General features: G+C 69.7%; 10 protein-coding genes. 4 read left to right on the top strand and 6 right to left on the bottom strand.

Going from position 1 to position 11,377, the window contains the following annotated elements; all coding sequences use genetic code 11:
• From ETD85_RS54450 to ETD85_RS54430, 5 genes are all read right to left on the bottom strand, one after another.
• On the bottom strand, window positions 1–778 hold a 778-nt coding region (locus ETD85_RS54450), incomplete at its 3' end, for a 5-dehydro-4-deoxyglucarate dehydratase (RefSeq protein ID WP_240780031.1).
• A 42-nt stretch (window positions 779–820) separates the two neighbouring features.
• The gene (locus ETD85_RS54445) at window positions 821–1,582 is read right to left on the bottom strand and encodes an IclR family transcriptional regulator (protein WP_138697717.1); all 762 of its coding nucleotides are present in this window, start codon (window positions 1,580–1,582) and stop codon (window positions 821–823) included.
• A gap of 70 nt (window positions 1,583–1,652) precedes the next feature.
• The gene (locus ETD85_RS54440; RefSeq protein WP_240780030.1) at window positions 1,653–2,429 is read right to left on the bottom strand and encodes a carbohydrate ABC transporter permease; all 777 of its coding nucleotides are present in this window, start codon (window positions 2,427–2,429) and stop codon (window positions 1,653–1,655) included.
• Window positions 2,430–2,550: 121 nt separating this feature from the next.
• Complete coding sequence (locus ETD85_RS54435; protein WP_138697715.1) at window positions 2,551–3,483, bottom strand: carbohydrate ABC transporter permease; 933 nt, start codon at window positions 3,481–3,483, stop codon at window positions 2,551–2,553.
• Complete coding sequence (locus ETD85_RS54430) at window positions 3,480–4,787, bottom strand: sugar ABC transporter substrate-binding protein (protein WP_138697714.1); 1,308 nt, start codon at window positions 4,785–4,787, stop codon at window positions 3,480–3,482. Before ETD85_RS54430 ends, ETD85_RS54435 begins: the two co-directional genes overlap by 4 nt.
• Window positions 4,788–4,921: 134 nt before the next feature.
• On the opposite strand from ETD85_RS54430, the gene ETD85_RS54425 reads away from it, so the two are divergent.
• The 3 genes from ETD85_RS54425 to ETD85_RS54415 all read left to right on the top strand — a co-directional run bounded on the left by ETD85_RS54425 (window position 4,922) and on the right by ETD85_RS54415 (window position 7,743).
• A complete protein-coding gene (locus ETD85_RS54425) occupies window positions 4,922–5,716 on the top strand; it encodes an NAD-dependent epimerase/dehydratase family protein (protein WP_170247355.1) in 795 nt (264 codons plus the stop codon).
• Between the two features lie 122 nt (window positions 5,717–5,838).
• A complete protein-coding gene (locus ETD85_RS54420) occupies window positions 5,839–6,798 on the top strand; it encodes a LacI family DNA-binding transcriptional regulator (protein ID WP_138697713.1) in 960 nt (319 codons plus the stop codon).
• Window positions 6,799–7,743 (top strand): aldose epimerase family protein, encoded by a 945-nt coding sequence (locus ETD85_RS54415; protein ID WP_138697712.1) that lies wholly within the window; start codon window positions 6,799–6,801, stop codon window positions 7,741–7,743.
• On the opposite strand, the gene ETD85_RS54410 is transcribed toward ETD85_RS54415, so the two are convergent.
• Entirely contained in the window at window positions 7,736–10,207 is a 2,472-nt protein-coding gene (locus tag ETD85_RS54410) for a SpoIIE family protein phosphatase (RefSeq protein ID WP_138697711.1), read from the bottom strand. The genes ETD85_RS54415 and ETD85_RS54410 overlap by 8 nt on opposite strands.
• A gap of 95 nt (window positions 10,208–10,302) precedes the next feature.
• On the opposite strand from ETD85_RS54410, the gene ETD85_RS54405 reads away from it, so the two are divergent.
• On the top strand, window positions 10,303–11,377 hold a 1,075-nt coding region (locus ETD85_RS54405), incomplete at its 3' end, for a HAMP domain-containing protein (RefSeq protein WP_138697710.1).

Genomic DNA, 11,377 nt, shown 5'->3' with positions numbered 1-11,377 from the left:
CCTCCAGCCCCCGGCACCGCACCCCCGCCTTCACCAGCGACACGGCGTACCCGGGCACCAGGTCCCGGAGCTCCACCAGCGGCAGGTAGAACCCGGTCAGCAGCCGCCGCACCAGCACCTCGTCCCCACCCGTCACCGCCTTGTGGAAGGCCAGCGCGATCTCGGGCGCGAACGCGAACACGGCGCTCGAATACAGGCTCACCCCGAGCCCCCGGTAGGCGGGCACGGTCAGCTCGGCCGTCGGCAGGCCGTTGAAGAACAGGAACTCCCCGGCGAGCGACCGCCGCACGGTCAGGATGATCCGCTGCAGGAGGTCGAAGTCCCCGATCCCGTCCTTGAACCCGACCACTTCCGGCAGCTCGGCGAGCTCGGCGACGGTTTCGGGGGTGAAGCGCGCGGTGCCCCGCTGGTAGATGATGATCGGCAGGCCGCCGGCCGCGGCGACCTCGCGGACGTACCGGATCAATCCGGCCTGGGGTCCGGTGACCAGGTAGGGCGGCATCAGCAGCAGCCCGTCGGCCCCCTGCGCGGCCGCCGCCCGCGCGAACGCCCTGGCGGCGGGCAGCGGGCCGCCCGCCCCGCACAGCACGGGGACGCGTCCCGCGGCGGCCGCCACGGAGGTGGCCACCACTCGGGTGTACTCGCCGAGGTCGAGGGCGCTGAACTCGCCGGTGCCGCACGCGGTGAACACTCCTCCCGCCCCCGCGGTGACCCCGTCGGCGACGTGCCGGGCCAGAACGGGCTCTGCGAGGTCGCCATCGTCGCCGAAGGGGGTCACGGGAAAGAAGAGAACACCATCGAGCCGCATCAACGGTCCTTTCTAGCGGATGCCCTCCCTGCGGAGGGTGGCGGCCAGCTTGCGGGTGTGTTTGATCACCGCTTCGGTGATCTGCTCGACCGCGGCGGCCTCGAGCCCGGCGGGCATCGAGCAGCTGATCGCGTCCGTGGCCGGGATGCGGTAGTCGACCGCGACGGCCGCGCAGGCCACGCCGTGGGTGCCCTGCTCGCGCTCGTAGGACCAGCCTCGGGTGCGGACCTGGTCGAGCTCGCCGGTCAGCTTGGCCAGATCGGTGATCGTGTGCTCGGTCAGCCCGGTCAGCGGGTCGGGCAGCAGCGCGATGACCTCGTCGTCGGTGAGCTGGGCGAGCAGCACCTGGCCGAGCGCCGTGACGTGGGCGGGCAGCCGCCTGCCCACGCGGGGGATCACGTGGTCGGCCTCGCGGGACTCGCGGGTCGCCAGGTAGAGCACGTGCGCGCCGTCCCTGCGGGCAAAGTGGACGGTCTGCCCGATCTCGTCCCGCAGGTCCTCCAGAGTTTCCTGCGCGAACGGCAGTGCGGGATCCTTGTCCAGGTACGCGGTGCCGGTCAGCAACGCGTGCGGGCCGATCCCGAACGCCGACCTGGCCGAGTTCGTCTCGACCCAGTTGAGCTCGACCAGGGTCCGCATGAGAGCGTGCAGGCTGCTACGGGGAAAGCCGGTGCGCTGCTGGAGCTCCGACAGGGTCAGGCTGTCGTGAGATTCGGCCAGGGCTTCCAGAATGCGTACGGTCCGCTCCGCGGACTTGACCAGCTGGGGCTCCATACTCGTCCCATCTCGACGACAGCGGCTGTGGAGTGTCAGGATATTGGATCACGTCCATATATGTGGACACCTAACCTTTCACCGCGCCGCTTGTCAGGCCGCGCATGAACTGCCGCTGGAAGGCCAGGAAGGCGATGATCGACGGCAGCAGCGCCAGCAGTGAGGCCGCCAGCAGCACGCCGATCCCGGTCTCCTCGTCCGACCTGAGCGAGCGCAGCGCGACGGGCAGCGTCCACATGCTGGGCTCCGGCGCCACGATCAGCGGGAGCAGGTACTGGTCCCAGATCATGGTGAAGCCGAAGACCCCGATCACGCCGAGCGCCGGACGGCACAGCGGCAGGATGATCGTCGCGAAGATGCGCAGCTCGCCGGCCCCGTCGATGCGCGCGGCCTCCTCAAGCTCGACCGGCACCTCCTTCATGAACTCGGTCATCACGAGGATGGAGAACCCCCAGGCGCCCACCGGCAGGATCATTCCGGCGTAGGTGCCGATCAGGTTGGCGTGGAAGACCGGCAGGTCCGACAGCACCAGCGAGAGCGGGATCGCGATGATCTCCTCGGGCAGCATCATCGTGGCCAGCATGAGCAGCATGACCACCGTCATGCCGCGGAACTTCTTGCGGGCCAGCGAGTACGCCGCGAAGACGCTGACCAGCACCTGGAGCAGCAGCCCGAACCCGACGACCACGAACGAGTTGAGCAGGTACATGTAGACGTTCTTGCGCTCGGCGTCGATGAAGTTCTCGAACGTGAAGTCGTCGGGCCAGAGCGAGAACGAGGTCGGGTCGAGTGTCTTGCTGAACGAGCTGACCAGCAGCCCGATGAGCGGCCCGGTGAAAATCAGCACGATAGCGGCATAAATGATGACTTTTCCGGCGATGGCGAGAGGCCCCCTGCGTGCCTCCAAGCCGAGCGCACTGTCGAACCTCACGTCACCCGCCTCCTGCGCGACCGCCGCTTGTCCGGTCTCATGTCGCCTGCCTCCTGCGCAACATCTGGACGATCACGGTGAGCGCCAGCGTGGCCAGGAACAGCAGGATCCCGCCCGCGGAGGCGATGCCCAGCTCGTTCCGCTGGAACCCGAGCTTGTAGATCAACGTCATGAGCACTTCGGACGAGCCGTTCGGGCCGCCGTTCGTCAGCACGTACACCTCGACGAAGACCCGCAGCCCGCGGATGGCGGCCAGCGTGAACAGGATCCAGAAGACCGGCCGCAGCGCCGGCAGCGTGATGTGCACCAGCCGCCGCCACGTGGAGGCCCCGTCCACGGCCGCCGCCTCGTAGAGCGAGCGGTCCACGCCGACCAGCCCGGCCAGGAAGATCATCATGTCGTACGGCGTACCGCGCCAGATGCTCATCAGCATGATCGACCACAGCGACGAGTGCTCGCTGCCCAGCCACGGCTGCGGATCGACGCCGACCCAGCCGATGAGGGTGTTGAGCATCCCCGTGTCGCCGGGATGGAACATGATCCGCCACACCTCGGCCACCGCGGCCATCGTGGTGACGACCGGGAGGAACGCCGCGGTCCTGACGAACCACAGGTACCGGGCGGGCCCCTCGATGAGCAGCGCCAGCAGCAGGCCCAGGAACAGCGAGCCGGCCGTGGTGCCCAGCGCCAGGACGGCACTGTGCCAGACGGCCGAGGCGAACTCGTCGTTCGTGATGATCGTCCGGTAGTTCTCCAGGCCGACCCACTCGTCGCCGAGGAACGTCTGGACCTTGAACAGGCTCTTCCACAGGCCCACGAACATCGGGATGAACTTGAAGTACAGGAACAGCAGCAGTGCGGGCGCCAGGAACAGCCAGGCGATCAGCGTCCCGCGCCACCGCACCGGCGTCTTGGTGTGGCGGCGCGGTGGCGCCGACCGGCTCCGCGCCCGGGTCAGCGTGGGAGTCATGATGCTTTCTGGGTCTGCAGTTCCTGGGTGAGCTTGGTGTTCAGGCCGTCCATCGCCGTCTTGACGTCGGCGGTGCAGTCGGCCCAGACGGTGTTGATGGCGTCGGCGGAGACCTGGCGGATCGGGGTCCAGTTGGGCACCGGCGGCGCGTAGACGGCGTTGGCGAAGGAGTCCTGGAACACCTTCCAGCGCGGGTCCTGCCGCTCGGCGCTCATGTCGACGCCGGTGTTGACCGGCAGGCGGACGATGGCGCCGTTGGCGTCCTTGTTCATGCCGATCTTCTGGCCCTCGGGGGAGATCGCGAACTCGGTGAACTTCTTCTGCGCCGCCTCGTTCTCGGAGCCGGCCATCATGTAGACGTTCTCGCCCTCGCCGAGGGTGCCGGGGCCGCCGGATGGGCCCTTGGGCACCGGGATGACCTCGATCTTGTCGGTGCCGACGTTCTTGACGAACCTGGCCAGCACGTACGGCCCAACGAGGTAGATGCCGCCCTGGCCCTTCTCGAACACCTCGTGCGTGATGGTCGTGTCGTTGCTGACCGCGCCGGGGTTGACGGTCTTGGCCTTGCAGAACTGGTCCTGGAGGTACTGGACGGCCTCGACGGTCTTGGGGTCGTTCGCCGTGGCCGCGAACTTGCCGCCGCCGTTGGCCTTGATGAAGTCGCCGCCGTTGGCGTAGATGAGCGAGGAGGCGTACCAGGAGGCGTAGCCGCGCTTGGTGCCGCCGGGGATGACGAATCCCGCGGTGTCGGCCTGGCCGTTGCCGTCGGGGTCCTTGTCGGTGAACGCCTTGGCCAGCTTCGCCAGGTCCTCCCAGGTCTGCGGGGCCTCCATGCCGACCTTCTCGCGCCAGTCCTTGCGGACGATCAGCGCGAAGGCCTGGGAGGAGAACGGCGCGGCGTAGTACTTGCCGTCGCTGCCCGTCGCGGCCTTCCACGACAGCTCCGACAGCTTGTCGCTGCCGGACAGCGCGGCCTTGTCGACCGGCTTCAGCCAGCCCTGGGACTGCATGGTGCCGAGCTGGGCGGTGTCGTTGATGACGATGTCGGGCAGCTTCTTCTGCGCCGCCTGCTGGTTCAGCTTGATCTCGAAGTCGTCGAATACAGCGACGACCTTCGTCTGTATCCCGCTGGCCTTGGTGAAGGCGTCGGCTAGTTTCTTGGCTGTCTTGGCGGAGTCCGAATCGGGCAGCTGCCTGATCCAGATCTCCAGGGCGTTGTCCGTGCTCGATCCCCCGGAACCGCAGCCCGCCATCCCTACGGCCAGGGACGCCATGATCGCGACCCCGAGCAGACGACGTGACATCAGACCGCCTCCCGTTCACATACGTGGACATGTGACGCAGACATGAACTCAGTGCTGTGAACGTAACTAGCGCCTGCTTCACGGTCAATATTCAAGGATGTGAATCAGGTCAGAATCGTGTACATCATGGAGTCATGCGCATTCTCATGACCGGCGCCGCAGGAAAAGTCGGCACCCTGCTCCGCCCACGACTCGCCCGCGAGGGCCGTACGCTGCGGCTTTCCGACCTCCATCCGGTGGAGACCGGGCCAGGGGAGGAGTGGGTGACGGCCGACCTGGCCGACCCGGCCGCCGTGGCCGAGGCGATGAAGGGCGTGGACGCGGTGCTCCACCTGGGCGGCCAGAGCAGGGAGCACCCCTGGGCCGACATCGTCCAGGCCAACATCAACGGCACCCAGGTGCTGCTGGAGGCCGCCCGCGAGGAGGGCGTCGAGCACCTCGTGCTCATGGGCAGCCACCACGCGGCCGGATTCCAGACCAGGCCGGCGGACGGCGCGGACCTGCCCGACTACGCCTTCCCCCGCCCCGACACCTTCTACGGCGTCAGCAAGGTCGTCATGGAGGCGCTCGGCAGCCTCTACCACGACCGCTTCGGCATGAACGTCACCGTGGTCCGGCTCGGCACCTGCAACGAGGGCTCGCTCGACACCCGCGGGCTGGCCACCTGGATCTCGCCGGACGACCTGGCCGGGCTGGTGGAGGCCGCGCTCGTCGCGCCCGGCTACCACGTGGTCTGGGGCGTCTCCGACAACACCCGCCGCTGGTGGTCGCTGGAGGAGGCCAAGTCCATCGGGTACGTCTCCCGCGACGACTCCGAGTCCCACGCCGCCCCGCTCATCGCCGAGCACGGCGAGCCGGACCTGACGCAGCCGCTGCACGACCGCGCCGGCGGCGTGTTCACCCTGAACGAGCTCGGCGGCTCCTGGTAGACGGTCGCCGGCAACGTAACGATCGGCGTGCCTCCCTTAGCAACCGGTTGCAAGAACCTTGACTGCCGCAAGCGCGAAGGTCAAGCTTCAGTCTGGCAACCGTTTGCAAGGGAGGGCGGGCGATGGCGGCGACGATCAAGGATGTGGCGCGGGCCTGCGGCGTGCACGTGTCCACGGTGTCCCGTACCTTCTCCGCGCCGCACCTGGTCAATCCTGCCACCAGGAGCCGCGTGCTCGCCGCCGCCGACGACCTGGGATACCGGCCCAACCGGGCGGCCAGGGCGCTCACGACGGGCCGGACGTTCAACATGGGCCTGATCGTGGCGGACATCGCCAACCCGTTCTTCCCGCCGCTCATCAAGGCCGCCCAGGCGCAGGCCAGAGGGCGCGACTACCACGTGTTCGTGGCCGACACCGACGAGGACCCCCGCGTCGAGGAAGAGCTGATCAGGACGCTCACCAAGCAGGTGGACGGCGTCCTGCTGTGCAGCCCCCGCCTGTCCAACCGGATGATCGAGCGGCTGGCGGAGGACGTCCCGTTCGTGGTGGTCAACCGGCGTATCAAGGGCCTGCCCGCCGTGCTCATGAACGTCGCCCAGGGCGCCAAGCTCGCGCTGGAGCACCTGTCCGGGCTCGGCCACCGCAGGATCGCGCTCGTGTCCGGCCCGATCGGCTCGTGGACCAGCAACGAGATGCAGGGCGTCGCCGCCGACGCTCAAGGGCTCGACCTCGTCTTCTTCGGCCCCAACCAGCCCACGGAGGCCGGCGGCCTGGCCGTGGCGCCCGACGTCGCCGCCTGCGGCGCCACCGCCGTGCTGGCTTACAACGACTTGGTCGCTCTCGGACTCATTGAGGGGCTGTCGGCGATGGAGATAGGGGTACCAGACCAGATAAGTGTGATCGGGTTCGACGACATCCTGCCAGGACGGCTCAACCGGCCGAAACTCACCACGGTGGCCATGCCCGCCGTGGCCGCCGGGAGGATGGCCGTCGATCTGCTGCTGCAGTCAGGGGGAGAGGGCGCGACGGTGACCCTCGACACCGCCCTCATAGTTCGCGAGTCCACGGGAAGGGCCCAATAAATGAGCGCCGCAAAGATCTTCGGAACGCTTCCGTCTGGGGAGAGCGTCGAGCGGGTAGAGCTGTCTTCCGGACGGCTGCGCGCCGAGGTGCTCACCTACGGCGCCGTCCTGCGCTCGCTGGAGGTGTCGGGCGTCAACGTCGTGCTCGGGCTGGACACGGTCGAGGACTACCTGACGCGCAGCCGCTACTTCGGCGCCGTGGTCGGCAGGTACGGCAACCGCATCGCCCAGGGCCGCTTCACCCTCGACGGCACCGAATACCGGCTGCCGGTCAACAACGGCGTCAACAGCCTGCACGGCGGCACCCACGGCTTCGACAGCACGGTGTGGACCATCGAGGACCAGACGGACTCGTCGGTGACCCTCACGCTGACCAGCCCGGACGGCGACCAGGGCTACCCCGGCACGCTGACCGCCTCGGTCACCTACACACTGGAGAACGACGCGATCCGCCTCGACTACGCCACCGAGACCGACGCGCCGACCGTGGTCAACCTGACCAACCACACCTACTTCAACCTCGCCGGCGGCGGCGACGTGCGGGACCACGTGGTGCAGATGGACGCGGAGCACTACCTGCCGGTGGACGACACCAAGATCCCCACGGGCGAGCTCGCGCCGGTCAAGGGCACGCCGTTCGACTTCACCACCCCGCACGCCGTGGGGGAGCGCTACGACGGCGCCTACGACCACTGCTTCGTGCTCACCGGCGGCGCCAGGGTGACGGCCGGCGACCTCACCATGGAGTGCACGACCACCGAGCCCGGCGTGCAGTTCTACACCGGCAGCATGCTCGACGGCGTCGCGACGCCGTACGGGCCCTTCGCCGGGTTGTGCCTGGAGACGCAGCACTTCCCCGACTCGCCCAACCAGCCGCAGTTCCCCTCCACCGTGCTCAGGCCCGGCGAGCGCCGCACCTCGACGACGACCTACCGCTTCATCTGACCGCCCGCAGGACGGCGGAGGCCTTGATCACCAGCAGGGCCACGTCGTCGTGCGACGGCTCGGCGGCGAACGACTCGACCGCGTGCCGCACCCGTTCGGCCACCGCGTGGGCGCTGAGCCCCGTGCAGCCGGACAGCACCGCGGACAGCCCGTCGCCGTCGTCGAGCAGCCGGTCGCCGTTGCGGCGCTCGGTCACGCCGTCGGTGACGCACAGCAGCACCTCCTCCGGCGCCAGCTCGAACGTCTCCACGTAGAACCGGGCGCCGGCCTCGACGCCGAGCAGGAGCTGCGGCGTCGCCATCGCCTCGACCCGGCCGTCCGCCCGCAGCAGCAGCGGCGGGGGATGGCCGGCCGAGGCGATCGTGCACAGCGCGCCGCCCTGCGGCAGCGGCGTCAGCTCCCCGCACAGCAGGCTGAGAAAGCGCCCCTCCTCGTCCTCCTCCAGCAGCGCGTGGTTGAGCCGGTCGAAGATGTCGGCCACCGTGTAGTGCTCCTTGGCCAGCAGGCGCACCGCGTGGCGGGCCAGGCCGGTGATCGCCGCCGCCTCGGGCCCGCTGCCGCACACGTCGCCCAGCGCGAAACACCAGTGATCGGCCACCGTGAACAGGTCGTAGAAGTCGCCGCCGACGTCCGCGCCCTCCTCGGCGGGCTCGTAGACGACCGCCGACTCCAGGCCGGGCATGGGGGCCACGCGCATGGGCAGCAGGCTGCGCTGCAGCACCCGCGACGTGGTCGCCTGCCTGGCGTACAGCATCGCCGTGTGCAGGTTGAGCGCCACCAGCCGGCACAGGTCCGACAGCAGGTCGGCCAGCTCCAGCGGCAGGGTCGGCTCGGCGCGGCCGATCACCAGCGCGCCGTGCGACCTGCCCTGGGTCAGCAGCGGGAACGCCAGCACGGTCTCCGCCCCGACGGGCCAGCTCACCTCGTCGATCGCGGTGCGGGGGATGGCGGGCAGCGACTTGCGCAGCTGCGCGTTGTGCCGCTCCTCGCTGTGCCAGACGTGGGCGAGCCTGGTCATCCCGGCGAGATCGGTCAGGTAGACGGCCGCCCAGGTCGCGATCTTGGGTACGACGAGCTGCGCGGTCAGCGCCGCGATCAGCTCCTCGTCGTGCACGCCCGCGAGCAGCTCGCCCGCCTCGGCCAGGAACGACAGCCGCCCCCGGTGCGCGCGCTCCCGCTCGGCCAGCCGCTCGCGCTGCACGGGGACGGCGACCTGGTCGGCGATGTGCTGCAGGCTGACCGTGAGCTCCTGGTCGAAGCGGCCCGGCTGCGCGGCCGTCACCACGATGTAGCCGGTCACCTCGCCGTTCACCAGCGTCGGCGCGCACGCCAGCGACCTGGCGCGCAACTGCTGGGCCAGCTCGACATCGCCGGCGAGCAGGTCCTCGATCATCGTCGGCGTCTTGCGGTCGGCCCCGAACAGCCCCGTGGCCAGCACCCCGACCAGCCCCGCCGTCGCGCCCGAGCCCGCCGCCACGCCGAACGTGTTGCCGGCCTCCGCGGACAGCAGCACGTACGCCGCGTCGCCGCCGCTGGACACCTGCACGATCTGGGCGATCGTGTCGAGCAGCTCGGCGAACGGCATGTCCTGGTCCATGAGGTCCTTGATGCGGGTGCCCGCCTCCCTGCGCAGCGGCGCGGGCGGCGGCGTCAGCACGTAGCGGTGGTCGAGGGCCACCACCATCCAGATCGACCGGCGATCCTCCGAGCGCCCCCGGGTGCGCAGGTGGGAGACGTAGACCGGGATCAGCCTGCCGTCGATGTGCCGCATCCGCGCCTCGCCGCGCCACCGGCCCAGACCGAGCGTGTCGGGCAGCGACAGCGCGTACGGGCCGTGCCCCCGCCAGGCCACCAGGTCCGCCAGCCGCAGGCCGATGGCCTGGTCGGAGCGCCAGCCGAGCAGCTGCTCCGCCTCGCAGTTCCACGACTGCACGAGCCCGTCGCGGTCGCACACCACGACGCCGACGTGCAGCGAGTCGATGGGTGCGGCCAGGGCGGCGGGTGCCGGTCCGGGCGTGCCGGCCAGCGGCTCGGGGCACTCGCAGCCGTCGGTGAGCTCCATGCGCACCCAGACGCGTTTCGCGGTCCTGGTGTAGGTGACGCCCCAGGCGTCGGCCAGCATGCCGGCCAGGGCGAGCCCGCGCCCCGAGGTGGGCAGCCCGTCGGGGCCGCCGCCGGCCGGCATCGGGTCGGCCGTCAGGATGGTTCGCGTGGGGTGGTGGTCATCGACCTCGATCTCCAGTTTGGCCGGGTTCGCCTCCACGTCCAGGCGGCAGGTCAGCTCGATGCCGGTGCCCGCGTGCACGACGGCGTTCGTGACGAGTTCACTGGTCAGCAGCACGGCGTCCTCCGCCAGGTGGCTCAGGCGCCATTCGCCGAGCACCTGGCGGACGAATTTGCGCGCGTGCGCTGGGGCATGGGGCGTGCCGTCGAAGGCCGTGCTCGACACCCTGGTCGTGTCCACTCTGCGTCCTAGAACATCACTCGATGTGGCAGTTCGGTCACTCTCAGGGTGGCAGACTGGTGCCGCTGATACCTCCAGTTGTGAAGAAGGCCGCCATGGTCGCGCAGTTGGACCCCCCGTACGCGCCTGGATCGATCCACCAGGCGGACCTCCGCCCGCTGCTCGTGGCCCTCCAGGGCCTGCGGGACGGCAACTTCCGCACCCGGCTCGACGTGCCGGGCGACCCGTTCCTGGCCGAGCTCGCGACCGCGTTCAACCAGGTCGTCGATCGCAACGAGCATCTCGCGGGCGAGGTGGCCAGGGTCCGCAGCGAGGTGGTCAGGCGTGGCCGCCTCGACGAGCGGCTCAGCCCGAGCCCGGGCACCGGGGGCTGGGCGGTCAACGTCGCCGCCGTCAACGCCCTGGTCGACGCGCTCGTCATCCCCACGGCCAAGGCCACGCGCGTGCTCAACGCGGTCGCGGACGGCGACCTGTCGCAGCGGGTCGATCTGCAGGAGGACAACCGGCCGCTGCGCGGCGGCCTGCGGCTGATGGGCCAGGCGGTCAACCGCATGGTCGACCAGCTCGCGCTGTTCTCCGGCGAGGTGACCAGGGTGGCCCGCGAGGTCGGCACGGAAGGGCGGCTGGGCGGGCGCGCCAAGGTCCAGGGCATGTCGGGGAGCTGGCGCGACGTGACGGAGGCGGTCAACGCGATGGCCGGGCGGCTGACGGCCCAGGTGCGCGACATCGCGGTCGTCACCACGGCCGTGGCCAGGGGCGACCTGACCAGGCAGGTGACGGTCGAGGCCACCGGCGAGCTGCTGGAGCTCAAGCTGACCGTCAACACCATGGTCGACCAGCTCTCGGCGTTCGCCAGCGAGGTGACCAGGGTGGCCCGCGAGGTCGGCACCGAGGGCCAGCTCGGCGGCCGGGCCGAGGTGAAGGGCGTGCTCGGCACCTGGAAGGACCTGACCGACAACGTCAACTTCATGGCCTCCAACCTCACCACCCAGGTGCGCTCGATCGCCCAGGTGACGACCGCGGTGGCCAACGGCGACCTGTCGAAGAAGATCACCGTTGACGCCAGGGGCGAGATCCTCCAGCTGAAGGACACCATCAACACGATGGTGGGGCAGCTGTCGGCGTTCGCCGACGAGGTGACGCGGGTGGCTGTCTCGTATAAACATCTGA

Origin of the sequence: Nonomuraea zeae (assembly GCF_005889725.1) — a bacterium.
Lineage (GTDB): Bacteria > Actinomycetota > Actinomycetes > Streptosporangiales > Streptosporangiaceae > Nonomuraea > Nonomuraea zeae.
This window is presented reverse-complemented; position numbering and strand designations above follow the sequence as displayed.

Excerpts from the sequence above, each read along its gene's own strand:
- ETD85_RS54445 (WP_138697717.1), bottom strand. The coding sequence starts at position 1,582 with ATGGAGCCCCAGCTGGTCAAGTCCGCGGAGCGGACCGTACGCATTCTG.
- ETD85_RS54435 (WP_138697715.1), bottom strand. The coding sequence starts at position 3,483 with ATGACTCCCACGCTGACCCGGGCGCGGAGCCGGTCGGCGCCACCGCGC.
- ETD85_RS54430 (WP_138697714.1), bottom strand. The coding sequence starts at position 4,787 with ATGTCACGTCGTCTGCTCGGGGTCGCGATCATGGCGTCCCTGGCCGTA.
- ETD85_RS54425 (WP_170247355.1), top strand. The coding sequence starts at position 4,922 with ATGCGCATTCTCATGACCGGCGCCGCAGGAAAAGTCGGCACCCTGCTC.
- ETD85_RS54420 (WP_138697713.1), top strand. The coding sequence starts at position 5,839 with ATGGCGGCGACGATCAAGGATGTGGCGCGGGCCTGCGGCGTGCACGTG.
- ETD85_RS54415 (WP_138697712.1), top strand. The coding sequence starts at position 6,799 with ATGAGCGCCGCAAAGATCTTCGGAACGCTTCCGTCTGGGGAGAGCGTC.